General features: G+C 60.8%; 22 protein-coding genes. 9 read left to right on the top strand and 13 right to left on the bottom strand.

Translation table 11 applies throughout. The features are described from left to right. Positions 1–124 precede the first annotated feature (124 nt). Together HZI36_RS16925 and HZI36_RS16920 are read right to left on the bottom strand one after the other, a co-directional pair. A complete protein-coding gene (locus HZI36_RS16925; protein ID WP_179403796.1) occupies positions 125–385 on the bottom strand; it encodes an AlbA family DNA-binding domain-containing protein in 261 nt (86 codons plus the stop codon). Positions 386–826: 441 nt separating this feature from the next. Beyond that, positions 827–1,534 carry a DUF4145 domain-containing protein gene (locus HZI36_RS16920; RefSeq protein WP_343050241.1) on the bottom strand — a complete coding sequence of 236 codons (708 nt, stop codon included), beginning with the start codon at positions 1,532–1,534 and terminating at the stop codon, positions 827–829. Between the two features lie 673 nt (positions 1,535–2,207). Here HZI36_RS16920 and HZI36_RS16915 point away from each other — a divergent pair. Beyond that, complete coding sequence (locus HZI36_RS16915) at positions 2,208–3,041, top strand: DUF932 domain-containing protein (protein WP_179403795.1); 834 nt, start codon at positions 2,208–2,210, stop codon at positions 3,039–3,041. A gap of 127 nt (positions 3,042–3,168) precedes the next feature. Beyond that, the gene (locus HZI36_RS16910; RefSeq protein ID WP_179403794.1) at positions 3,169–5,361 is read left to right on the top strand and encodes a ParB/RepB/Spo0J family partition protein; all 2,193 of its coding nucleotides are present in this window, start codon (positions 3,169–3,171) and stop codon (positions 5,359–5,361) included. Between the two features lie 99 nt (positions 5,362–5,460). On the opposite strand, the gene HZI36_RS16905 is transcribed toward HZI36_RS16910, so the two are convergent. From HZI36_RS16905 to HZI36_RS16890, 4 genes are all read right to left on the bottom strand, one after another. Next, on the bottom strand, positions 5,461–6,135 hold the full coding sequence (locus HZI36_RS16905) for a hypothetical protein (RefSeq protein ID WP_179403793.1): 675 nt from the start codon (positions 6,133–6,135) through the stop codon (positions 5,461–5,463). Continuing rightward, the gene (locus HZI36_RS16900) at positions 6,128–6,820 is read right to left on the bottom strand and encodes a nucleotide-binding protein (protein WP_179403792.1); all 693 of its coding nucleotides are present in this window, start codon (positions 6,818–6,820) and stop codon (positions 6,128–6,130) included. The genes HZI36_RS16905 and HZI36_RS16900 overlap by 8 nt, the downstream gene beginning before the upstream one ends. 9 nt (positions 6,821–6,829) lie before the next feature. After that, positions 6,830–7,294: a hypothetical protein gene (locus tag HZI36_RS16895; RefSeq protein WP_179403791.1), complete on the bottom strand. Its 465-nt coding sequence runs from the start codon at positions 7,292–7,294 to the stop codon at positions 6,830–6,832. A gap of 777 nt (positions 7,295–8,071) precedes the next feature. After that, complete coding sequence (locus tag HZI36_RS16890; RefSeq protein WP_179403790.1) at positions 8,072–8,785, bottom strand: hypothetical protein; 714 nt, start codon at positions 8,783–8,785, stop codon at positions 8,072–8,074. A 406-nt stretch (positions 8,786–9,191) separates the two neighbouring features. On the opposite strand from HZI36_RS16890, the gene HZI36_RS16885 reads away from it, so the two are divergent. The 5 genes from HZI36_RS16885 (at position 9,192) to HZI36_RS16865 (ending at position 14,082) form a co-directional block, all read left to right on the top strand. Next, entirely contained in the window at positions 9,192–10,169 is a 978-nt protein-coding gene (locus HZI36_RS16885) for a hypothetical protein (protein WP_179403789.1), read from the top strand. 99 nt (positions 10,170–10,268) lie between these two features. Beyond that, a complete protein-coding gene (locus tag HZI36_RS16880) occupies positions 10,269–11,060 on the top strand; it encodes an abortive infection family protein (RefSeq protein WP_179403788.1) in 792 nt (263 codons plus the stop codon). A gap of 102 nt (positions 11,061–11,162) precedes the next feature. Continuing rightward, the gene (locus HZI36_RS16875; RefSeq protein WP_179403787.1) at positions 11,163–11,660 is read left to right on the top strand and encodes a DUF4365 domain-containing protein; all 498 of its coding nucleotides are present in this window, start codon (positions 11,163–11,165) and stop codon (positions 11,658–11,660) included. Next, a complete protein-coding gene (locus tag HZI36_RS16870) occupies positions 11,660–12,802 on the top strand; it encodes a hypothetical protein (RefSeq protein ID WP_179403786.1) in 1,143 nt (380 codons plus the stop codon). Before HZI36_RS16875 ends, HZI36_RS16870 begins: the two co-directional genes overlap by 1 nt. 377 nt (positions 12,803–13,179) lie before the next feature. Then, positions 13,180–14,082: a hypothetical protein gene (locus HZI36_RS16865; protein ID WP_179403785.1), complete on the top strand. Its 903-nt coding sequence runs from the start codon at positions 13,180–13,182 to the stop codon at positions 14,080–14,082. Between the two features lie 288 nt (positions 14,083–14,370). On the opposite strand, the gene HZI36_RS16860 is transcribed toward HZI36_RS16865, so the two are convergent. Then, the gene (locus HZI36_RS16860; RefSeq protein WP_179403784.1) at positions 14,371–14,688 is read right to left on the bottom strand and encodes a helix-turn-helix domain-containing protein; all 318 of its coding nucleotides are present in this window, start codon (positions 14,686–14,688) and stop codon (positions 14,371–14,373) included. A gap of 155 nt (positions 14,689–14,843) precedes the next feature. Between HZI36_RS16860 and HZI36_RS16855 the strand changes: the two genes are divergently transcribed. Both HZI36_RS16855 and HZI36_RS16850 read left to right on the top strand, forming a co-directional pair. After that, positions 14,844–15,323, top strand: a complete 480-nt coding sequence (locus tag HZI36_RS16855; protein WP_179403783.1) for a hypothetical protein — start codon at positions 14,844–14,846, stop codon at positions 15,321–15,323. Between the two features lie 195 nt (positions 15,324–15,518). Then, the gene (locus HZI36_RS16850) at positions 15,519–15,947 is read left to right on the top strand and encodes a hypothetical protein (RefSeq protein ID WP_179403782.1); all 429 of its coding nucleotides are present in this window, start codon (positions 15,519–15,521) and stop codon (positions 15,945–15,947) included. Between the two features lie 260 nt (positions 15,948–16,207). Here HZI36_RS16850 and HZI36_RS16845 read toward each other — a convergent pair whose 3' ends face one another. The 6 genes from HZI36_RS16845 to HZI36_RS16820 are packed head-to-tail and all read right to left on the bottom strand — an operon-like array spanning position 16,208 to position 23,291. After that, the gene (locus tag HZI36_RS16845; protein ID WP_179403781.1) at positions 16,208–17,221 is read right to left on the bottom strand and encodes a relaxase/mobilization nuclease domain-containing protein; all 1,014 of its coding nucleotides are present in this window, start codon (positions 17,219–17,221) and stop codon (positions 16,208–16,210) included. 1 nt (position 17,222) lies between these two features. After that, a complete protein-coding gene (locus HZI36_RS16840; RefSeq protein ID WP_179403780.1) occupies positions 17,223–17,759 on the bottom strand; it encodes a plasmid stabilization protein in 537 nt (178 codons plus the stop codon). Between the two features lie 8 nt (positions 17,760–17,767). Continuing rightward, entirely contained in the window at positions 17,768–19,291 is a 1,524-nt protein-coding gene (locus HZI36_RS16835; protein ID WP_179403779.1) for an LPD7 domain-containing protein, read from the bottom strand. Positions 19,292–19,348: 57 nt separating this feature from the next. Then, complete coding sequence (locus HZI36_RS16830) at positions 19,349–21,205, bottom strand: PriCT-2 domain-containing protein (protein ID WP_179403778.1); 1,857 nt, start codon at positions 21,203–21,205, stop codon at positions 19,349–19,351. Beyond that, the gene (locus HZI36_RS16825; RefSeq protein WP_179403777.1) at positions 21,202–22,920 is read right to left on the bottom strand and encodes a type IV secretory system conjugative DNA transfer family protein; all 1,719 of its coding nucleotides are present in this window, start codon (positions 22,918–22,920) and stop codon (positions 21,202–21,204) included. The genes HZI36_RS16830 and HZI36_RS16825 overlap by 4 nt, the downstream gene beginning before the upstream one ends. After that, entirely contained in the window at positions 22,917–23,291 is a 375-nt protein-coding gene (locus tag HZI36_RS16820; RefSeq protein WP_179403776.1) for a hypothetical protein, read from the bottom strand. The genes HZI36_RS16825 and HZI36_RS16820 overlap by 4 nt, the downstream gene beginning before the upstream one ends. Between the last annotated feature and the right edge of the window lie 3 nt (positions 23,292–23,294).

The raw sequence follows: 23,294 nt of genomic DNA, 5'->3' as shown, positions 1-23,294 counted from the left end.
TCATCGGACCGTTGCCGAACTGTTCAAGCAGTTCGGCCGGAATCGCCGGCAGCTCTGCAGGCTTGGCTTTCGGTTTGCGGGGCATACATTCTCCTTGAGAGGATGATATGCCTTGAACACGAAATTACTGACAGGCCCGATAGCATGCGTCTGCGGCTTTTCGCACGTGCTTCTGCTCACTATCCGTGTTCGCCACGCCAACAACCGCTCCCCCCTTGTCGGCGATGCCGATGAATAGAACGCCGGCACGATCAGGCGCCAATGCGTTCGCGAACGCGCTCAACGTTTGCCGCAGTTCACGCTCATTGACTCCGCTAGGTTTGCGCTCGACGAAGTTGTCTTCGTGGTCCGCAAGCCGCAGCTTCAGTTCGTCATCGGTCACCATCGCGAAGTTTTCCTATCTAGATCGACCCGAAAAAGCAGCCCATCGATCGCACGATAAGGTCACCGTACCCCCATATCACTGTACCAGCGACCGTTAGAGTCGATGCCGCGTACAGTCCAAGTTGTTGACTATGCCTGTACGCTCTCCGGAACGCCTCCATCTCTGGGCTGGTGAACGAACCCGGCATGATTAAAGCGTCCAGATGTTGGGCTTTGTTCTGCGCGAGGAATGCAAAAATTGCGATCGGTGCGCCAGCTCGTTGCCACCACGTTCCCACCATCTCGGTAGCCGGGCGGAGCGGTTCTAAGAATGGTAAAACACCAAACAACACCGCAATCGACAAGAGCACCCACATCGAACCTTGGACGCTGCGTATTCGCTTCTCGTGGTCTGCCAACACCTGGTCTGTCATCGCCCTGCTTTTCCTTGCTCAAAAAACAACTAGCGACCTGCCTTATCTTGCTTCTCGGCCTTTGTCGTTGTCGCCCGAGATGCACGCTTCGGCGTAGCGGCGGCCAATTCCTTGGCCTTCTCTTCCAGAATTTCGGCATGGACGACTCGCTCGACGATATCGATAGTGGTGTTGAGCGAGTCCACCGATGGCTGATGTCCGCGGTGCATGGCGGCCGATCCGGCGTCGATTGCTGCTTCGATGATCGGTCTTTCCTGTTGACTCAGCAAGTTGGCTTTCTGCAATTCGTCTAGCCCTTTGGCGAAGCTGCCTTGGTCGCCAATCTTCCTGGCAATTGCTTTGTCAATAATCGCCCTTGCGCCCATCATTGCAAGCCTCCGGCTGTCAGCGTGAAGCGCAGCGTAGACCTCATCGAGCAACCCTTGGTAGGCCGGCACCTCTTGTCGAATCAGCCAGTCTGGCTTACGCCGGGAAACTCGTGGCGGAAAGTACGTTGGCATATAGGGATCTCCAGGGAAATCTTCCGAGCACCAATCGACTCGGCTCATTGCCACTTCGTGGCAGCCGCGGCATTGCAGGATGCGCCAAGTAGTTCCAACGGATACCGTATATTCGCCGTGATCGTAGTCACGCGACTTGCGGATCTGCTTCACGACATCATGCACGGTTTCGTGGCCGCACATGTTGCAATGTGACCAGACCTGCTTTTTGGGAGAGGAGTCGGGCTTAGTCGTCACTCGGATTTCCTATCTATCGGAGCAACATCGATCAGTTCCGGGGTGGCGGATTTGAGAGTCCAAACACCGCGTCGGCCCGCATCTGCGGTTGGCCGCGGGCTCTTTTTCAAGATTAACACCGCGCCGCGTCAGGCAACCTCGGAAAATTACCGTTTTCGATCACCCTTCGACCAGTTCGCCTTCGATTACCTTCCAATCACCTATGAAGTTCCTGAACGAGAGATATCCAATCCACCAAGTGCTCGAATCCTGACTCGTTTCAGGCTCACCACGGGGCTTGTCCGGAAATCCGATATCCCTCAATTACTTACGCTTCTGCCGTGGCGGTTATTCACAGCGTTGCCCCCAAAATCTGTGAATAACCCAGGCTTCGCAATTCTTCCCGTCGAACTCGCGCCTTGGCATCTGCCTGCCGCTCTGTTTCCCGCCCTGTCCCGCGACCGTAGCCGAGGGCGGGGCGGCGTCAAGGGGCGAGGGACCGTGTTGCCCGCACCATCCCTCGCCTCTTTCCTTGACACCGCCCCACCCTCGGCTCCTTGGGTCGCACGGGCAGGAAACAGGGCGTCAGGCAACAGCAAAAGCCAACCCCGAGTTCCACCGGGAAGGTTTCCCGCGTAAGCGGCAAGGCTATCCCACAGCCCGTATTTCAACCCTTTTGCTGTGGGAGAAAGTCATGCAACTCACCTCTTCCTTTCGTCCCGGTTCTCCGGTACTCCGTTCCAACGCACCGCTGTCTGACGATCAGATCCACCGCGTCGCCCCTTCGATCTTCGCCGAAGGCAAGCACGACAGCCGCTCGGATCGCTACACCTACATTCCGACCATCGACGTGCTGCGCGGCCTGCGCAACGAAGGCTTCGAGCCGTTCATGGTGTGCCAGACCCGCGTGCGCGACCAGAGCAAGCGCGAATACACCAAGCACATGCTCCGGCTTCGCCACGCCGACACGATCACCGGCGACGAAGCCAACGAAATCGTCATGCTGAACTCGCACGACGGCACGAGCAGCTATCAGATGCTGGCGGGCGTGCTCCGCTTCGTCTGTCAAAACGGCATCGTCGCCGGCGAGAACGTCGTCGATATCCGAGTGCCTCACAAAGGCAACATCGTACAGAACGTTATCAACGGCGCATTCGACGTGCTCGACGGCTTCGACCTGATCCGCGAGCAGAAGGAAGGCATGCAGGCCGTGACGCTGAACCGCGACGAGCAACACGCTTTCGCCCGTTCCGCCCTCGCGTTGCGTTACGACCCGACCGACGCCGAAACGCCCGCCCCCATCACCGATAGCCAACTGCTCAACGCTCGACGCTTCGAAGATCGCCGCGACGACCTCTGGACCGTCTTCAACCGCGTTCAGGAAAACCTCACCAAGGGCGGATTGCACGGACGCTCGGCCAGTGGACGCGCCATGTCCACGCGCCCCGTCACCGGCATCGACCAGAACGTGAAGCTGAACCGCGCGCTGTGGATGCTCGCTGACGCCATGCGCCAGATGAAGGCGTAACCGTCGCCGGAGGGGTGCGCCGACAGGCACCCCTCCATTCATTCGATCCGGAGTCCCATCCGGGTCTGCTCCTGATCGGATCGAGTGAAACGGCCCGGAACCTGCTCATTCATTTCTGGAGTGCATCATGGAAGCCCAAACCATTACGGCCGCTGAAACGGCCGACACCCCGGCAACGCCCCTGCTCGAAACCGACTTCGGCAACGAGCAGCCGATTGTCACCGTACCGTATTCGTCCCTGCGGAAATCGCCGCTCAACGCACGCACGAAACCGCTCACCGGCATTCCCGGTCTGGCGGACAACATCGCCGCGAAAGGACTGCTGCAAAATCTCGTCGTGCATGAACTGCGTGGATCGCGCGGCAAGCGGCGCAAGCTCGGCGTCTGCGCCGGTCAGCGCCGCCATGCCGCGCTCGACCTGCTACATGCGGACAAGCGCATCGCGGCCGATCACCCGGTTCCCGTGCGCATCGTCAGCGAAGGCGAAGCCCTCGCGATCAGCCTGATCGAGAACAGCCAGCGCGAAGGACTCGATCCGTTCGACGTGCTGCGTTCGTTCAGGATGCTGGCGGAGGAAGGCCGTAGCGTGGACTACATCGCGGCACTCTTTTCCGCCGCGCCGATCACGGTCAAGCGACGTCTCAAGCTCGCCAACGTGTCCCCCAAACTGCTCGCCCTGCTGCGCGAGGACGGAATTACCCTCGACCAGTTGACCGCGCTTGCCTTGGCCGACGATCACGAAACGCAGGAACGCGTCTGGTTCGACGCGCCGAACGACTGGCAGCGTGCGCCGCAATATCTGCGGCAGGCGATCACCCGGGCCGAGATCGACGCGAGCCGCAGTCGTCTGGTGCGCTTCGTCGGGCTGGACACCTACGAGGCAGCCGGCGGGTACGTCAGGCGCGATCTGTTCAGCGATGCCGACAACGCGGGATACATCGCCGACGCCGAACTGCTGCAACGTCTCGCGGGCGAAAAGCTCGAAGCCGCTGCTGACGAAGTCCGCGCCGAAGGGTGGAGCTGGACGGAAACGCGCATCGAGCGTGACGTGGCCGAACTGAATCACTTTCGCAGGCTCGCCCCCCTCGACCGACCGTATACCGAGGACGAGCAGCGCGAAATCGATGACCTGACCGGACGGCAGGACGAACTGGCGGAACAGTACGATGCGCTCGCGGAAGGTGACGAGGACGCCTACGAGGAGGCCGAACGGCTCGAAGCAGAATTGGACCAAGTCACTGCCGCGATTCAGGCGCTGAAAACCCGCGCACCGACATGGGACGCCCAACAGATGGCCGAAGCCGGCGCATTCGTCATCCTCGACTCGCAAGGCGACCTGCTCATCGAGCGCGGACTGATGCGCCGGGATGGCAACGCTGCACGCGACGAACGCGGAGTTCCGGCCGGACAATCCGTCGGCGCGCTGACTGAGACAAACCGCAGACCCAAGCCGGTTCACAGCGCGAAGCTCTGCCAGCAACTGAGCGCGCACCGTACCGCCGCTGTTCACGCGGAACTGATCGCGCAACCGACCGTCGCCCTCGCTGCTCTGCTGTATCGGCTCGCGCCGGTAGCCTTTCCCGAGCGGTACGGACACGCCTGCCGGGATTATCTCGAACTGAACGCCACCAGCAACCATGATGCGCTGCTCAAAGCCGCTGACGATTTGGCCGCCAGCACGGCATGGGGCATCATCGACGCGCAGCGCCAGCAGTGGCTCGCCGCCGTGCCACCGCGACTGGCCGACCTGCTGCCGTGGCTCATTGAGCAAGACCCCGGCACGACACTGCTCGATCTACTTGCTTTCTGCACCGGCACCCTGCTCGACGGCGTCACCGGCAAGGAAGAGCCGCACGCGATCAACGCCCTGAGCAACGCGCTGCAACTCGACATGGCCCGGTACTGGACGCCGACCCGCGCCTCGTACTTCGATCATGTCAGCAAGGCGCGCATCGTGGACGTTGCCATGCAGGCGGCATCGCCCAAGATTGCCTTTGACCTGAGCAAGATGAAGAAGGGCGACGCCGCCGCCTCGGCGGAACAGCGACTGGCCAAGTCCGCGTGGCTCCCGGATATGCTCACCGATCGGAACGTCCCGGCCTTCCACACCTTCAGCATGGGGAATGACACGGACGACGACGATGACGTCGAGGATGATGCCGATGATGGGCAGGATGCGGAAGAAGCCGCCCCGGCTGATTCCGCCGACGAGGAATCAGGTGATCCGCCCGATGCCGTGGACAACGGCCCACGCCCCGCATGGCCCTTCCCGACTGCGGCCTCCATGAGCGAGCACCCCGCCGCACGGGACGGCGCATAACCCGAGCATTCCTCGCCCCGGCAACGGGGCGAGGCCCGGATCAATGCTTCTGCCGTCCCGTCCATCTCCTCTTTCGCTAGGTGGTACCCCACCCGTCCGTTACCGGCCTGCGTATCTCGCCTGCGCGGCATGAACGCCCATCCACCAGCCCGCGCACGCACTGGCTCCCGTCACCAGCAACAACACGACGAGCACACTCCAGAATAAACGCCTGAGCACACGCACCGTGCCCTGCGTCGCCATCTGTCCGGCGACCGCTATCTGTGCGACTGTCTCGTCTAGCCGCGCCCGCTGCTCGCGCGCGGCGACAGTCGACACGCCGACAAGCCGGTTACCCGCCGTGCGCGCAATCCTGTCCGCTGCCCGTTCCGCCAGCACCGTCAGCGACTGGTCGTTCAGCGCGGCCAGCGCGGCCCGGTAACGCATCTCGTGCTCGCGCGTTATTTCCTCGGCCAGTTCCATCGTCGCCTTGCAGCGCGCAAGCGCGTCACGGTGCTGGCGCATAAGGGCATCGGTCGCCGCTTCCGCTTCCCGGCGCACCGCGTCGAAACTGCCTTCACCCGCCTGCCGGATGCGCTCGGGCATCGCCTCGTACAGCCGCGCATAGTATTCGAGCACGGCAATGACCGACCACAGCGCATCATTGTCTCGCAGGTTCAGCACGCCCGATATCCGGTGCATGCGCAAAAGACTGGCATCGTCAGGCGCATCACCCGTGACGTCGAGAAACAGGCGGGCGAGTGCGTCAGGCAGCCTCGCCCGCCGCTCACGCATCGGCCGTCACCTGCCCGAACATGGCATCGCACAGGGCTCGCCAGCGCAGCAATTCCGCCCGCTCGCCGATATGCATCTTTTTCGCCGCTTCGCTGATCGACAGGCGCTGACTACGAAGCTCGTCGGCCACCCGATCCGCAAGATCGGGAAAGTCCAGCGAATGGCCTTTTGCCTCGATGGTTTTACGAAGCTGCGACACCTGATATAGCGAAAACTGATCTGGCGTACCAAAATACCCATTGCGCACCACGTGCGTGATCGCATCCGGGAATGTTCGGCTGAAGGCGTTCAGCAGTTCGAGGCTGTCGCGTTGCCGGTTGATCACCCACAGGACAACGAGCTGGCGCCGCAGCTCGCCCAGCGTACCGGCCAGTGTCGCACCGAACTGCGCCACACCCGCCTGATTGCGCGCCGCCGTATTGACGACAATGACGGCATCCCGGTTCTCGTCGCAGAAATTGACGAGACCAATCCAGCCGTTCGCGTCATCCAGGCTGTATGCGATGCAACGCATCTCGTTCTGAACGGCTTTCATCACGTCGGGATTAGAGGTATCGGTTTCCACCAGCGCGGCATGAATTTCGCGGCGCTGCAGATAGTCAGCCAAGGCGAGCGCAACGAAGCTCTTGCCCACGCCGCCCTTGCTGCCGCCGACAAGATAGATGGGGTAAGTCGTCGTATCCATTCGAGTCCTCTAAAGGTTCTCGGTGTCGGGCTCGATCTCGAATGAGAACGCATCCCGCATCACCATGGCTCCCGGCTTGCTGCCGACCTTTTCCCCATCCTGCTTTGGATTCGCGCGAGCGCTTTGTGCACGTTGTACGCCGCCCCGATGCATTTGTTTCGGGCGGCGCAATGGTGCAGCATTGTCCCGCGTGGCTTCTTTTGCCGCCTGTCGAGGCGGTCTGTTCTTGCCCGTGGGATACAACGCGTATTTGACGGAGCCAACGCTGAACTCGACGCCCTTGTCCCTTGCGTGCTCAACGATTTCTTCCAGCGTGTACCCCTTTTCCCTTACCACGCCGATCAACACCCGCATCTCTTTCATTGCATCGGTGATCGAGACGCGCTGCTCGGCCTCCGGCTTGACCGGCAATGATTCGAGAGAGTGGATAAGCTCATCCCATTGCGCCCGTGTATAGCTTTTCGCAACCGACATGACTCGCTCCAGATCACTCTCTTCACTTCATCTTGTTCACTCAGGAGGGGGCCGTCAATACCCGCTTCCGGTGCAGAATCGCTTCGCCGGAACCACACGGAATCATCGGGATCGGGCCGGAATAGAAGAAATATTTTTGGCCCGTCGTGTATGAGCAACAGCCGAGAATGGCTGTCCTGCAGACAGCGAACGAAAGTATGCGGGCGGACACCACAACCGCACCGACACAGGTCGATCAAGAATGGCCAAACAAACTCATGCGGGCCAGCCGCATGTCCGCCGTATCCCCGAGCACCGACAATGGCACGATGACCTCGCGGAATCTCTCCTTTGTCGGACTGACTCGCGGCAGGCTCCCGCATACTCCCAACAACGACAGTACCGACTTCGAAAACACAACAGGCCGACGAAACAAGATTGGGCTCACGGATTCGGGACGCGAGAATGCCGGGGGCAACGGGCCGATCTCACGGCCTCCCGACGTTCCGCTATGGGCCACGACCCATCCATCGCGCGGAATCGTCCCGTACTACTGGCAGACCCGATGGACCGTTCTCACCGAATCGGCATGCGGTCCGCAAACGGAAACCAGCAGACTGATGAAGCGCAGCTCGCGACCGCCCCGGATTACCTCGCGGACATTCACGATCAGCCTCGCCGAAAGCGTTTAGCCGACGGCATTAAAAACAATATAAAAACGAGGGATGGCAGGATAGGCTTGCGCCGGTTTTGGGCGCCATGTACCCGAGCTCAAGCGCCGGAAGCGCGTGCTAACAATTAATCAACCCGGTACCAGCGACCCGATTCCGGGCACACAGCGGCCGGTGCATCGGTCAACCAGACCTGCTCCTCTTCCAGTTGCAGCGGGATCGAAGGGACGGGGTCGAAGACCACCTCGAGTGCTTGCCCGACACGGGCATCTTCGATGGAAAGCTCCCAGGTCAGGAATATCTGGATGCAATCCTGGTCCGATGCGAAGTCGGCCACATTGAAACCGTCGCTGCGGCGCTGAATGACGCCATGTGGCTGACTGGGATCGAATATCACTGCGGTTCCCCGAGTCAGGGGAATGCGATGGCCCGTAGAGGGAAAATGCAAGTCCAGCCCCTTGTCTTCGCTAAGGAAGAGATTGCAAAAGGCCGCACCGCCATATTGCGCACCATCATAGTGGTACCTCGCGCCACGACAGGCCATCAGAGCGACATCACTGGAAGCTAGCACGCCGGGTAGTCCAAGCGCACACGTCCAGTCGATCATTGCCTGCACACAGCGTCTATAGTCCGGCCAGCGCGCCTGCGTCCGCGCCAAAGGCATTGACTCGACATCCCCCGGTTCCAGGGCGAGCCGCGACGATGTCTCTCTTTCCCAATCCGCAAGCAGGCGCGCAGAGGGCACCGGGACATCGACCGCGCCTGACAGAACGATGTCACTTACGCGTCGACTACGGATGGCATCGCCGCTCCAGAAATAGGAAGTCAGCTTGTTTCGCATTCGATGCTGTCGAAGGAGGCGCTCATCCGGGCCATTGTAACGATTCAGCCGGATTATTTTGGCTGAAATCGGCCGAGGCCGTGTGGAAACTATTTTTTGACATTGAGACGAGTTTCCTTGGCTTAGTCGAGCGCGCGCACGCAAAATTGGCCGATCTCTGCAAGCGTTCCGCCATGCACATCTAGCTGCGCAACGGCCGAATTGGCTCGACTTGTGCATCTCGCATGCCTGCTGCGATTCGGGATCGATCGAGTCTGCGTTGGACCAAGATCGGCCAGAAGACGACGGTCGCCGCCTCGTGAGCAGCGTCATCTAGGCGGCAGCTTGACTCAGTAACCGGACACTCGTGTGCATATGCCGCGCGTTGGTTTAGGATCTTCGGAACAATGAGGCCGAGCACAGGGCAATGAAAAGACACGAACCAGTGTACAACGTATACACGTATTTCGAAGCCGACGAACTACGGGCCGTGGGGATCAAGCAGTACTACCGGCAAGGGAGCGACGCCAAAAAGCTAGCGTTTTTGCAAGAGCGCGCAACGCGCGATTTCTCGTCCGTGCGGCGCGTGCCGCTGGCCCGCCCGATGCCGCGCGAGGAGTACCACGCGATGGAACGCCTGGGCGAAACGACCCACATGTTCGAACCACTGTTCCGCGAGGTCGGTGCGGGCATGGCCCCGCTGTTTTGCGTTACACCGATCGTCGACGGCGTGCCCACGATCCACGTGAGTGTGCCGCTGGGGCCGCTCAACATGTCGGAACTGCCGGAGGGCGTGGGGGAGCCTGGGAAAATGGACGACTACCTGTTCAAGTACATTAACGAGGAGGCCGGCACGTTCGACATGCCGGGCCTGATCCACGACGACTATTTCAAGGCCATACGGCTGCTGTTCAACAACCGGCACTTCATCTCGTGCCTCAAACTGCTGATGTCGTTCCTGGACACGATCGCGTACGTCGAGTTCGGCGACCGGCTGCCGCGTGAGACGCCGGTGTTCATCGACTGGTTGCGCATGTTCTCCGGCCCGACCACGGCCGGCGCAACACCCGAAGAACTATGGGAGTTCCGCAACAGCCTGCTGCACATGTCGAACCTGGAGTCCCGCAAGGTCGCCGCCGGGAAGGTCGCCCGGCTGACTCCGTACGTCGGCGTCCAGGAGTACCCGCCGAGCGACGATCCCATGATGAAATACATCAATACCTATGGGTTGATTGAAGCGGTGGCGGCGGCGATCCAGCGTTGGATCAACTCGTACAACGACCACCCGGAAAAGATGCGCACGTTCGTCCAGCGTTACGACCGCGTGGTGTCGGACGATCGCCAGGCGTTCATTGCGATGCCGCCCGCGACGGGGCCAAGGGACGGGGCGACCGAAACCGCATGACGGCGTTTGCCGGGTCTCGCCTGTAAATGCCGCTTGCCTGGTGGCATCGCTGTTCCTCGTTACAATCGTCGACAGACCAGCCCATACATCGGGAGCAGCATGGCAACCCTGTCCTCTATCGAAAAGCGGAAACTCGAACGCTTGCTTGGCATGAGCAGCGGCTATGTGCTCAACTTTTCCGACCGCACGTTTTCCCTTTTCTTCGAGGAGCACACCGGCCTGGACATCGACGATGCCAAATACCGGATCAATACGAGTTCGGGTTCCAAGGCCAACCGGATGCGGGGCTTTTGGACCATTGAACCCGACCACATCGTTGCCAAAGTGCTGGTCGCGATGATCGAGCACGCCAACGAATACGAGTGCCTTCCGGCCGACGTGGACAATGCCCTGCTCGCCGACGTGCAGAAGATCATCGACCGACTTCATCAAAACCCGGCGAGTCCGGTTCCGGAGGTCGACGCGTTCACGGCCAGCGTCAACGACCTGGACTTTGAAGCAGCCGCGAAACACATACGAACGGCCATCGATCAAAACGAGCCGGCGACAGCGCTTGATCGCTTGCACGTGTTCACGATTAAGTTTCTTCGCACGTACTGCGAGCGCCGCGGCATTGAGGTGAACCGAGACAAACCGCTGCACAGCCTTATGGGCGAGTACGTCAAAGCGGTTCGAGCAACCGGGCTGCTTGAGTCGGAGATGACCGATCGCATCCTGCGGAGCAGCATCAGCATCCTGGAAGCATTCAACGATGTCCGCAACAACAAAAGCCTGGCGCACGACAACCCCATCCTGAACCACAGCGAGGCTCTGCTGATCTTCAGCCACATCGGTGCATCGATCCGGTTCATTCGAACGCTAGAAGGGCGAGCGACGGGCCGATCGCGTTGAACGTTGCGTCGAAGCCCGGACCGCCTATAGCCGTTACAATGGGGAAAAATCGTAGGCGACGCGGCCCTGTTCGGGTGTGCAGCCGGTTGCGAGGAACGGGGAATGGATATCTCGAAGCAGAAGGAGCAGTTCAACAAGGCATACGTCCGCGCCATTGCGGCGCAGGTCGGGTTCAACCCGTCCGAGCTGGAGGTGGACGACGACAGCGTTGACCTGGAACTAAGTGGCCGCGGATTCACCGGCGTGCTTCGCAACCCCAAGGTGCAGTTCCAACTCAAATGTACTTCGCGGGATCTCATCTCTGGCGACGTGATCAAGTTCCCGCTGTCCCGCAAGAACTATGATGACCTGCGGGGTACCGACGTACTATGCCCGCGCTACCTGGCTGTTCTACTCGTTCCTGACGATCCGGCCTACTGGGTGGAACATCATCAGGAACACATGCGCATGTATAACGCATGTTTCTATGTGTCGCTGCGCGACCAGCCGAGTACGACGAACAGCAGTAACGTGACAGTTGACGTACCGCTGAACCAGCGGCTCACGACCGACAGCCTCATGCATCTCATGACGCTTGCAAGCAATCGGGAGAGCGCGTGATGGACCGCAACGACTTGCTGAAACACCTGGCTGACGTTACGACCGACCAGCTCGCTGCGTATCTCACGCTCACAGGCTGGAGGAAGGACGCGGACCTTGGCGATCTGGCATCGGTGTGGCACCGGCCCGAGCCAGACGCTATCGATGCCGAGGTGCTGCTGCCAACGTCGGCGCAGAGGGCCAAAGACTTCAGCAACCGCCTTGTTGATGCCGTCACCGCGCTCGCTGACTTCGCGCGGCGCACACCGCTTGAAATCGTTTCGGACGTGATGGGCCGCTTCGCCGACCGAATCAGGGTGCGCGTGTTTCACTTCGACGTGGAAGGCGGCACCATCCCCCTCGACGACGGGGTGATGTTGAACGAGCGTGCGCGCGACCTGATGGAAGCGGCGGCGTGCGCATCGATGTCGAAACGCCGACAGTTTAGTGGGCGTAGACCGGAAGAGGCCACGGAGTACCTGAAATCGCTGAGGCTGGGTCAGACCGAGGTGGGCAGTTACGTCGTCAACATCATCGCCCCCGTGCCGCCGCAGCAGACCACGCAACTCGGCCTACCGTCCGTTCCGATGACCAACTTAGTAACAGCTACGCTGTCGTCCGGTTTGCGAGCGCTCGACAATGCGATCGAGACCGTAGCACGCGGTGGCAGAGCGATCGTGCTCGATGAAGCGATCAACAACGGCGCGAGTGCGAATTTGTGCGATGCCTTGGTTGGATTGAGCGGTACGGATAAAAAGCGCGGGTTCGAAGTGACGATTTCGCCGGCCGGCGGAAGCGAGGCCCCGAGCTTACCTGTCACATTCGTGTTCGACCGTGACAAGGTGGAGCGGGTCGCGGAGGCCGCAGCCTATTACAAACGCGAGGACTACACCCTCCATGACCGAACGATCACCGGGTCCGTGGAAAAACTCGATCGGCCGTTGGCCGACGAAAGCGGAACGATCACGATCGTCGCTATGATCGAAGGCCAGCATAGAAAGGTATCGGTCGAACTCAGCAAGGACGACTACCAGGACGCGATCATCGCTCACGGTGAGAAGCATCTGGTGCAGTGCCATGGCGATGTTCGCATCACGAATCACTCGACTCGCATGCTCAACCCTCAGGACTTCAAGGTAATTCGGAACGGCGAGTTGTTGTAGGCGGCTGCGATTGTCGTCGCATATGCCAGCCGCAATACTTTAGAATCAGTGCGCTTTTAGCCGTCAACTGCCCGGTACAAGCGATGCTTCGGATCGTCAAGATCCTTTTCAGGAAAGACCGCCGCCAACTCGGACGCTGGCGATCTCAACAGATTTCTGTGCGATGTCCTAGTCGAGGTCGCGGCCGAGAACTACCGGTGAAGAAGAACATCATCAGTCGGTGTGCCCCTCACATGGAAAGCAAGTGTGAGCTTGCATATTTTGTCCAAAGGCTAAGCTATGGTCATGCTGGAACCGATTTCCTCAAGACGCATGCACCGTATCGTCGCTGATTCGGAATTCGTCCCCTAGACGTTCGACGACAATGAAACGGACTCATGCTCATGAATAATTTCTGCACAGCCACTCTCGAAGACATCCGCAGCGCAACCGGGTCAACGTATTGTTATAGCTATGAGGAACTACTGCGCCAGGCCGATTTGGCGATGATCCAGTCATACTGCACCAATCGCCGCGCGCTCTTCGCGCCGATAGCGAAGGCGTTCGACATCGATGCAAATAGCCACTGGATACTGCGTCACTATCTAGCGATAAAGTTTGCAACCGCCGCCAATATGCTTGCTGGCTCAGCAGCATACGCTTACGAACACAACCTAATGCTCGGTGTTCCATATTTCAACTACTATGCGGTTCTGAACGCATGTCGAGCCTTCCTCCTCACCTCTCCCCAAGTTGTGTGGCAAGGTGAGAAGACGGTCAAGATGACGCACCAGAACATCCTCAATCGCACCGCCGATTACATGCGTTCGCTCAATCCAGGACGAATGCCGGAATGGTGCACACAGCTCGAGGAGCTTCGCGAACACCGAGAGCTTTTCTCATACCGTTTCCCCCTCTCCGGACCGGAACTGGCTAGCGATCGCGCGCTCGATGTGGAGGCTGCAACCTCGTTGGGCCGTCTAATCGCAGAGCTCGCTTCATTGAATAGCGAGTGCCTTGACGCAGCGTTGCGCAAGCATTCGTCGATGGAACTGTCGGTTCGAACCATCAATGATCATGATTGGGCGACAGCATATGAGCTCGCCGGCGTTCCTAAGCGGGATCCCTCAGATCAGTTCAGATTGAGAAAATTTGTACAGGGATGGAAGACTGTCGCGCCACTTGAGGTGATGACCTCAGATGGTCTCTTGGACGATGTCTACGGGACGTGGTGCGATCCTGAGGATCGTCCCGGCATGTTTGACCCCGACGACACTAGCAAGCTCATTTTGGCTCTCTAACTGGACAGTCTGACTAAACTTTGCGTAGCCGATCATTCACAAGTTAAGGAAGTACCATTTGTTGGATACGAATCCATCAGAGGGCAACCTGTGATATTGCCGACAGTCTGGCGAGACACGTCGAGCGACCGCAAAGACCGATAATCCACCGACCATATCGCCAAATCGAATGACCGAGGTCCTTTGGAAGCGGGCGTCAACAGCAAACGCGACGGAATGACCGAGTTGGGTCGTTTTAAGTCTCTCACGCCGTAATCGGACAACGGTGATGGTCCCGGCCAGGTACCTCTACTCGGCCGCCCAAGCCTCAGCCTGCGACACGAGTTTGCTGCGCTGCGTATTCGACAGTCGGCCAAACGCGAAAATCAGGCGAGCCAATTCGTCATCGTTAGCGTAAAAAAACGCGACTGGGACATGCAGCACCTCCGCAAGACGAACGGCAAAGGTGTAATCCACCTTGTGAATGCCAAGTTCGTAGCGGTTAACGCGTGTGCTGGCGACAAAGGGATCCAGCCCCGCCTCGATTCCGAGCTGCTTCTGAGATAGCCCGGTCTTCAGGCGAGCCTCCTTTAGCCGCGTTCCAAATACCGATTGCGCAGCAGACATTCATGGTAGCTCGATGCAAGCGAAGCTACGAATATCGTTGCAAAAAACCAAGCCAGATACTACGATTTTCGTAGTTACAGAGGACTCGGATGAGAAGACTGGACAGCGACGGCCGGCCCAAGGCAAGTCCGGTGTCCCGTCATCAGGTGCCAGGTATGGAACGAATGTCAGCCCCCTTCCCTTCAGGCGAGCGCCACTCGGCATTGACTGAGCAGGAATACGGTCGCCTGCAGATGCTCAACGAGGAGCTGAAACGGGCCGAGCACTGGATCAGCCAACGCGGCAAAGACATGGTGTTGTCCTATAGTCTTGCCGTTGCTCAGGAGCGTCATACGGCTGATGGGCACCTGGACGAAGACGTTGAACTCATCGCGTCCGTGGTCTTTCTGGCGAGAGACAACCAAATCGTTGCCCAGATCGATATTCCCATCTTGTCCAAATTCGATCGAAATGGACATTCATCACGTGCCAGCATACGCACAAAAATCTCTGACGCCCGTCATAGCGAACCGTGGAGCCAGTTACTTCTGGATCTATACGACCACGCTCTACAACAAGACATGTCGAAACTGTTGAGCATCGGCTCACTCTGTATCGACGTCGTGCTCATCCGCCAGCAGCTTCGCTCCTGGTAAAAAATTTTCTGCTCCAGTAAGAAAAAATCGACAAGAACAAAAATTAAAAGAATAACCATAAATAGGGATCGTTGCATTTTCGGAATGACCATCTATTATTGAATAAATGGCGATCTATATCCCATCTTTTCTGCCAGTCATTCCCAAGCAACCGCACAAGCAACGTGATCGAGTCAATATCCGGGAGAGTATTCCATGGAGCTTCTGAAACTTGCGATTATCCTTGGTGCAGTTGTCGGAATTGCGAAGGGTACCCAGCTCTTCGGCCGCCACTGCCGACGTCGGTTCGACTACAGCTTTTTCACAGCACGAGGATTCTGGCTCGCGGCCATCGGCATCAATTTTCTCTGGTGGGGATACGTCGCGTGGGGCACAGCCTTCCTGCATCATGAGCCGACGTCGGGCTGCATCGTCCTCATGGCAACGGGTCTCGCAGCAGTCGTCTGGCTGATCTACGAGAACATCCGGGACACGAATCTGCCGTATGGTGCGGGCGGATCGGCTCTCCAACTCGTACTGTTTTTCCCGGTGGCACTCTACGGCATCCCGCTTCTCGCGATCACCCTGCTGTTTCTGCTCTTCGCGACATTCAAGGCAGGGCCGGTGTGGTTTATCGATCGGTGAATGAATCCGGCGACCCGAGACTGCAGCCTCGAGTCGCCCCACCACGAGCAGTCTCCTCGCCGTCCGATCAAGGCCACCGTCAAAACGGCCCTGCTGGGTCATCCGCCCTGTTCCAACTATAGAAGATCAGTTCCCCGCGCGGTGCAGCGAACACCGCGCCGCCGACCGCATGCTGGATTTCAGCATGCTCGACCAGCCCGGCAAATACGCTTCCCTCTGATCCACAGCGCGATAGGTATGGCCCTCACGCCCTCCCGGCATCAGCGCTCCACATCCGGCCTGGTGTCGTCTGAGCGATCTACCGTATCTGGCGCCAGGCGATTCGGCTGCTCGCACCCGTCATCCCGGTCACGCCCCACCACCGGCCTGTCCCGTTGCACTGGCATGGATCCAACGAAGTACGCCATTTCAACGGCCATCGTGCGATCCTCACGCGCACGCGACCTCGCCATTGCGTAGGCCATCTCTCGCCAGGCGGCGAATACACCGCCCTGTGCTACCCATCCTGCGTCGCGCTGAGCGTCGGTCGGCAGCGGTTTCCAGTAGCTCGGCGTTTCGCCGCGCGCGATCATATGGACGACGGCCGGCTTCGGATACCGTTGCGTCACGCCACGCGCGCGCCGGGGCGTTGCATTCGCCTCAACACCGTGCTTTCGGAGCTTCTCCGCAAAACGCTCGCGCCATCGCTGAAGATCCTTGTAGCGAGGATTCAGACGACGACCGTCCGGACCACGTACCTGGACACTCAGGTGCACATGTGGATGCGCCTCGTCGTCGTGCGCCGCGAAGACATACGCGCGGCCGTCGCCGAACTCGAGCGCCGCGAAGTCCCGCGCCGCATCACGCACCGCCTGCCGGTCCGTTCCCGGCGGCATCGACAACAGGATGTTGAAAACCTCGCGCCGCGTACTGGTCTCCGGGATACCCCACCCGCCGAGCTGCCAAGTCGTCGTGAGATCGCGCAGTGCGTCCTTGCCAGCAATGCGGTCGCCATGCTGGTCTTCCAGTTCGATCCTGCCGTTACGGGAGATATAGCGCAAATGCCGACGCACTGCACGCATACCCTGCGCACTGGCCGCCTTGTTCGTGATCTTGACCATGACCTCCGGGGTACGCCTGAGCGTGCGGGCGACCTGGGCCCGCATTCGAGCGGCCTCGTCTCGAATACCCGCGCGGGAAAGCCGCAACGCACGCGCATGTCGCAGCGGCTCCTGAAACAGGCGGTCGCCCCAGTTCAGAAGCATCGCATCGATGTAGATTTTCGGGTAAGGCATGTCAGCGGCTCCATCGATCGAGGTTGGCGCGGATGACGGCCGCCGTCGCACGCAGGTGGTCGTCAATGTGTTTTCGCATATCCGCCCAATCGCGCGTCAGTTCATGACACGCAAGCTCGGCCCCACCGGCACGCGCAAGCTGGCCCAGCAAGCGGCTGATCCCGGCAAGTTGCTGACTGGATGCGGACAGCACACGCATCTCGTGCTCGCCCAACTGCGGCTCCCGCGTCAATTGCGCTCGGACCAGCGACACGATCCAGCGATTCCCACTCAGACCCAACGCAGCCGCGCGCTGCTCGACCGCGTTCAGTTCCGAAACAGTCAGCCGGATTTCGACGCGACTGCGTCGCTCCCCGACGATCGGCCTGAGCGGGCCCGGCATGATCGATTCGGGCTCCCAATCCGCGTCGTCGCGGATGGCGGTCACGATCAACTGGCGCACGCCTTCGCCCGCCGTCAAACCACGATGCGCACACCAGTCGTCCCAGCGCAACCTGGTTGCCCCGAGTTCGACGCACAAACGCTCGCGCACGACCACGATTCACCTCAACGAGACGGTGACGGGGACGAGGGTTCAACTGGCGTCCGTTCGATCTCCCGAGCCGGCGTGCGCTCTGGAGCAGGACGTCTACGACGATCCCGGCCCGATGGCGCGTTCGGATCGAATACCTTCGGCATCGGGACCGGAATGCCCTCGCTCTGGAACGCAACCAGCATGCGTTCAGCACGCTGCTGCACGCGGGCAACGGAACGCTCGCTGAAACCCTGCTCGCGCATAGATGCCGTCAGCACGGCGAGATGCAATGCCCGTTCGCTGTCCGAATATCGCGCGTCGCGCCGGTGATGCAGTTGCTGCTCCTCGACAGGCACAACCTGTGAGTCAGCAGATCGGGCTTCGCCGCCCGGCGGATTGTCTGGCTTCTCCGAGACAGAAGCACCACGGTCCCGCTGCACGACCTCCACCTGCCAGGTATTGCGATAAACGTCCTTATCCTCCTCGCCGATCACCCTCCCTTCGTCATCGAAGATCGGTACGCGCACAGTCACGAGGCGTTTGCCGAGGTTTTCGAGTGTCACAGGCTGCCCAACCTCGGCTCTCGCTTCGCGCATGGCACGTTCGAGGTCCACACCCCATACCGCCTGATCGATTCCTGCCTCGTCGCGGAAGACCACGTAATACGAGTCGCTACGCGCAGGATTGTGCAGGTACGGCGCGCCACCGTGCTCGCGCAACTCGCCGACGTACCGCCGCGGAGCGTCGGGCTCGTCGTTTGCAGTGTTCCGGTTTGCTACAGGGATGCGCAACGCCGAAACGTCATCATGTTTTGGCGCAGAGGGTGAGGTTCCGTTGACGGCCGCGCCAGCACCGATATGAGGCGCGGCCGAGGCCACGGGCCGATCATCCGCACGCCCCTGCACGCTCGCGGCAGCCGTCGCCCCGACCTCCGCCGCCACCTCGATGCGATTCTCCAGCCGCGCCTGCCGGGCATCCGCCAGACGGGCCAGGTCCGCCGCTTTCGGCTCGTAGCCGCTCACGTCAATGCCGAGCAGCGTGCCCTGCAGCCACACCTCGCTACGAAATACCTCGTGGCCCGACACGCGAATGCGGCCCCACGACTTCGCATGCACCATGTCGATCATCGACTCGACCACGTCCGGCCGGTTGTGTTCGGTGACGAGGTACGGCCCCAGATCCTCGAACGCAAGCTGATACGGGGCATCCTTCAGGAAATACTGATTCCCCGCGCGCAGATAGCGCTTGCGCACGCGTTCGGGCGGCTGGTCGAGCGGTGCACTCCCCCGATCCACCTCGGCCGTCGTTCCCGGTGGCGATCGAGTCTCGACCTGTCGCGTCGTGGCGGCATCGTCACGGATCACCTGATCACGCAATCTCGCGCGAGCAGCGTCGAACTCACGTCGGCGCCGGGCGGATACGGCGTCCATCGCGGCCGATTCGAGCCTGTCCCGACGTTCGTCCAACGATGCCGGGCCGCCACTGTTGCCTGGCATGTCCTGTTCAATCACGTTGATGACCGGATCGGCCTCGTGAGCGGAAGTTGTCTGAGCCATGTCACACCCTCGCATTCTCAAGTTCGGCATAGCACGTGGAGACCGTGCTGCCATACCTCATCGGTCAGGCGCCGAACCCGCTTCCCGGGACGCATCCTGCTCTCGGGATTTCTCCAGTGCGGCCGTCCGTGCCTCCCGGATACGTGCCCAGGATCTCGCCTGCAACTGGTCGAGCATCCCCTCCAGATTGGGGCTGTAATTCAGCTCGCGAGCGGATTTCTTCAGCGAGCCGACGGCACGCTCCAGCAAATCGCGTGCGCGGTCCCATGGATAGACCTTCGCCTGACCACCGTCGTAACCCACCTGCAACTCGGATCCGTTCAGCCGCGCGTTTTCGTCCATCCATTTCAGGCGCTCGGACACAAACGTCATCTGGTCCTTGCGGTGAAACACCACGCTGCGCGTCGCGACTTCCTGGATCAGGTAGTGTTCCGTGTTGAACACCTCGCCGCGATACGGCCCGCCGTTCTCGCGCGGCGTCCCCATCCTGAGCGGCGAGCCGAACCGGTGTTCGGCCAACGCCCTGACCTCGTTGGGAACGTCGCCCACGCCAAACAGTGGCTCGCCGACCGGCGGGCGCGTCGACGCAAACCGCGGCGGATCCGCAACCGGTGGAGCAGCAGCCGGCGACGCACTGGGAGGAGGCTTCACCGCTGGCGGCGCCGAACCGGATGCACCGTCCGTTGCCGACACATCTAGTGCGGCCTGTTTCGGCTTACTGCGCTTCGAGGACCGGCGCCGCGGCGTCCCTTCCTGGTCGGCCAGCAGTTTTTCCTTAACGTTGCTCATCTTTCCGTCCTCCTCACGCTCGTCCACCTCAACCAGGGTCATGCCGAACGCGGTGGAGGCACCCGGCTGCCCCTCCGGCTCCACGACAGAGCGGACCGCAGCGCGCAGGTGTGCGCCAACGGCATCGAAGCCCGATAACACCGCCATGTCGCTGAAATCGGTCGGTACCTTGTCGTCGATGCGTGCGTCGGCAGCAAACGCTGGCCACGCCACGCGTGCTTGCACCGCTTCCGCAGCCTGCCGGGCCTGCACCTCGCCACTGCCCAGTTCGCCCAGCACGATCAGATCCGCATCGGGATATCGTTCGCGCAGGTTCTGCGCCACCAACCTCAGATTCCCGCTCGACAGCGCTGCGACCGCGAACCAGTCTGTCGCGCGTGAAGCGGACAGTGCCGTCGCCATGCCCTCGGCGACCAGGATCCGCGACGATTCGTTGGTCGGAACCAGCGTCGGCTCCGTCATCCAGTAGCCGCCTTTCTTCACGCCGCCGGCCAGTGACGATTTCCGCCCGTGTTCGTCGATCAACTCCAGTGTCGAAATCGGTCCGTTCCAGACGGGCACGATCAGCACGCGCCCATTCAACGGTTCTTCCTCGCTGGCCGGCGTATAGCCGAGCAAGGCACGCAGCTCCAGTGCATCCAGCTCGCGTAGCGTGTCCATCGGCTCGAGATGCTTGCGCACGAGATACGGGTGCTCCGGTCCGACCGGTCTCGCCCACTGCCAGATCGACATGGCCTCGCGGGCAACAGCCGCGTGGCGTGCCTGCCGATGCGCCTCCTCGCGCGTTCGCTGCGCCAACACCTCGGGAGACGGGACGAGTACCGCAGTCATGCGATCCGGATAATTCGTTCGCTTCAGGTCAAAGCCGTGCTGACGCGCCTGCCAGAACAGCGTGGCAAGCGTCTTGCCACCCGACGCGCTGACCGAGCGCCACGTGGTCCGGGCCGCACGCTCGTTATAGTTGGCGGCCGTGCGGCTCCACGCATCCCAGATTTCAAAACCCTCGTCGCCGAATCCCTGCTTGAGCGCGAACGCCATGTCGACCCAAGTCTCGTAGTCGTCGGCTGGAATCACCGCAAGCGCGGCACGCGCGCGGTCCGTCTCATCCACATAGGGCGTCGTCATTGCAAGGCTCCCATGACTGGCAGGCCGTTCCCGGTTGCATGCCGCGCCGGCTCAACAAAATCGAGTTCTGCCACGTCAAGATCGTCCACGCTCAGATGACGTCTCGCCTGCACCACCTGACGCGCCGACACCCCAAGCAGCATGAAGTGGCGTTCGACGTAGGCCACGGCCTCCTCCTCGCTGATGTCGGCCAGGTTCGGCGGCAGATCACGCGGATCCCATGCCTGCAACACTTCCAGGTACTCGGGCGGCAGATGGATCAACCCCGCGCCGTCCGGATCGATCTCGTCGGGATGCAGATCGCGCAGCCGGCGCTCGACCACTGCACTGAAGTGGGCCAGGTTCATGGCGGGCACCGATGGCGCGGCCACGACGCGCGCCGCAAACTCGGGATCGCGCCAGTAGCAGATCTTGTCGGCCAGGATCGGCTTGGTGTTTTCGAGCACGATGATTTCCTTGTCGCGGCCGAGCTCCTTCAGTTCCTGCGGCAACAGCAGCGGCCGGCGCTGCTCCGACACGCTTTCGCTCGATCCACCCCGGGCGCCGAAAAACGCACTGGGGTGGCTCACGCTGCGCGACTGGTCCGTGAACGTGCCGAGCATTTCCGAGTAGTCGTTCGCATCCTTCTGCTCGCGCGGCGCATAGAGAATCTGCATCGCGTGGTTCGTGATGAAGGTGCGCGCATCGGCTCGCCCGTAAACCGACTCGAGTTGCGCGATCGACTGGACGATCGACAGCAGGCGCAGGTTGTAACCCGCCATATAGGCGACCGCGCGCGCGATGATGTGAATCTTCCCGATCGAGGTCATCTCATCGAGTAGCACGAGGCACTGGAATTTCAGCGTGGCATCGGCTTCTGGCAACTGCTTGGTGTTCAGGTTGACGAGTTGCGAGAACACGAGATTGACGAGCAGTGCCGCTTCCGACAGATGGTCGGGCGTGATGCCGATATAGACCGACATGCGACGGCGGCGCACATCACGCAGGTCGAAATCATTGGCGCTCGTCGCCGCGTCGACGATCGGATTGGCCCAGATCGTGAGCGGCGCGTTGAACGTCGCCAACACACTCGCCAACACCTTGTCGTCATTCGACAGGAAACGATTCAATGCATCGACGCACGGCCCCGAGAGCAGGTCACGATGCTGGACCAGCGCCCGCTGCAGGTAGGTTTTGACCGGCATGCCGTTACCCGACGATTGCCGCAGCACTTCGCCCATCGTGACCGGGAAGTCGGGAATCGATGCCCCGCTGCCGGCCCGGCGCGCGTCACGCCATTCGCACAGCAGGAGCACGATGCCGAGGAACAGGTTTCGCGCCTGATCCTTCCAGAAATCGTCGTGGCCACCTGGCGGATAGAGCGCATAGCCGATCGCGAGGATGTCGCCCACCCGGAACAAGCCATCCGAGATCGCTGACAACGGGTTGTAGCGATGCGTGCGGCCATCTTCGGCAAACGGGTTGAACAGGTACACATCCTGCCCGTGCGCTCGGCGGAAGCCGGCCGTGGCCGCATAGTTTTCCTGCTTGATGTCCAGCACCACGACAGAATCGGGGAAACTGAGCAGGTTCGGAATCACGATGCCGACGCCCTTGCCCGAGCGAGCGGGTGCCGCGAGCAGCACGAACTGCTGACCGGCGAAGCGCAAGTAGCGCCCGCGCCATACGCCCACGACAATCGCGGGGGCAGTATCGAGGTGCGTGCGCGTCGTCATAGCAACTCCGCTTGACGGATTTCCGACTCGCTCGCAAAGCGCGCGCTGCCGTAGAGGCGACGGCGGCTCGAGCTCGCCCAAAGCGCGTGCAGGCCAAGGACCGGGCCACCCAAGGACAGGAGCACGCCAAACAGTGCGGCGCCCGCCAGCTTGCGACCGACGTTCGGCATCATCCCGTGTCGCCACGCCAGCGCGGCATCGAGCCAGCCCCACATTCCCGCGTGCAGTGGATTGATCCGCAGGCTTGCATACAGGAAGAACGACGCAAGCCAGAGCGACGCGGCCAGCCCACCCACCAGGAAAGCCAGCACGACCAATGTCATCGCGGCCGTCCGGGTATGCTGAAGCGACGAGGAAGACGGATAATTCATGGC

It is taken from the genome of Burkholderia guangdongensis (assembly GCF_013403875.1).
Classification (GTDB): Bacteria; Pseudomonadota; Gammaproteobacteria; order Burkholderiales; family Burkholderiaceae; genus Burkholderia; species Burkholderia guangdongensis.
The sequence above is the reverse complement of the archived record's forward strand: the minus strand, read 5'-3'. Positions and strand labels throughout refer to the sequence as shown.

What these genes read in the sequence shown, in the direction of transcription:
- HZI36_RS16895 (WP_179403791.1), bottom strand. Translation starts at nt 7,294, where the DNA reads ATGTCGGTTGCGAAAAGCTATACACGGGCGCAATGGGATGAGCTTATC.
- HZI36_RS16900 (WP_179403792.1), bottom strand. Translation starts at nt 6,820, where the DNA reads ATGGATACGACGACTTACCCCATCTATCTTGTCGGCGGCAGCAAGGGC.
- HZI36_RS16910 (WP_179403794.1), top strand. Translation starts at nt 3,169, where the DNA reads ATGGAAGCCCAAACCATTACGGCCGCTGAAACGGCCGACACCCCGGCA.
- HZI36_RS16855 (WP_179403783.1), top strand. Translation starts at nt 14,844, where the DNA reads ATGGAACGAATGTCAGCCCCCTTCCCTTCAGGCGAGCGCCACTCGGCA.
- HZI36_RS16925 (WP_179403796.1), bottom strand. Translation starts at nt 385, where the DNA reads ATGGTGACCGATGACGAACTGAAGCTGCGGCTTGCGGACCACGAAGAC.
- HZI36_RS16835 (WP_179403779.1), bottom strand. Translation starts at nt 19,291, where the DNA reads ATGGCTCAGACAACTTCCGCTCACGAGGCCGATCCGGTCATCAACGTG.
- HZI36_RS16860 (WP_179403784.1), bottom strand. Translation starts at nt 14,688, where the DNA reads ATGTCTGCTGCGCAATCGGTATTTGGAACGCGGCTAAAGGAGGCTCGC.
- HZI36_RS16885 (WP_179403789.1), top strand. Translation starts at nt 9,192, where the DNA reads ATGAAAAGACACGAACCAGTGTACAACGTATACACGTATTTCGAAGCC.
- HZI36_RS16880 (WP_179403788.1), top strand. Translation starts at nt 10,269, where the DNA reads ATGGCAACCCTGTCCTCTATCGAAAAGCGGAAACTCGAACGCTTGCTT.
- HZI36_RS16820 (WP_179403776.1), bottom strand. Translation starts at nt 23,291, where the DNA reads ATGAATTATCCGTCTTCCTCGTCGCTTCAGCATACCCGGACGGCCGCG.
- HZI36_RS16825 (WP_179403777.1), bottom strand. Translation starts at nt 22,920, where the DNA reads ATGACGACGCGCACGCACCTCGATACTGCCCCCGCGATTGTCGTGGGC.
- HZI36_RS16915 (WP_179403795.1), top strand. Translation starts at nt 2,208, where the DNA reads ATGCAACTCACCTCTTCCTTTCGTCCCGGTTCTCCGGTACTCCGTTCC.
- HZI36_RS16850 (WP_179403782.1), top strand. Translation starts at nt 15,519, where the DNA reads ATGGAGCTTCTGAAACTTGCGATTATCCTTGGTGCAGTTGTCGGAATT.
- HZI36_RS16845 (WP_179403781.1), bottom strand. Translation starts at nt 17,221, where the DNA reads ATGCCTTACCCGAAAATCTACATCGATGCGATGCTTCTGAACTGGGGC.
- HZI36_RS16905 (WP_179403793.1), bottom strand. Translation starts at nt 6,135, where the DNA reads ATGCGTGAGCGGCGGGCGAGGCTGCCTGACGCACTCGCCCGCCTGTTT.
- HZI36_RS16830 (WP_179403778.1), bottom strand. Translation starts at nt 21,205, where the DNA reads ATGACGACGCCCTATGTGGATGAGACGGACCGCGCGCGTGCCGCGCTT.
- HZI36_RS16870 (WP_179403786.1), top strand. Translation starts at nt 11,660, where the DNA reads ATGGACCGCAACGACTTGCTGAAACACCTGGCTGACGTTACGACCGAC.
- HZI36_RS16890 (WP_179403790.1), bottom strand. Translation starts at nt 8,785, where the DNA reads ATGCGAAACAAGCTGACTTCCTATTTCTGGAGCGGCGATGCCATCCGT.
- HZI36_RS16865 (WP_179403785.1), top strand. Translation starts at nt 13,180, where the DNA reads ATGCTCATGAATAATTTCTGCACAGCCACTCTCGAAGACATCCGCAGC.
- HZI36_RS16875 (WP_179403787.1), top strand. Translation starts at nt 11,163, where the DNA reads ATGGATATCTCGAAGCAGAAGGAGCAGTTCAACAAGGCATACGTCCGC.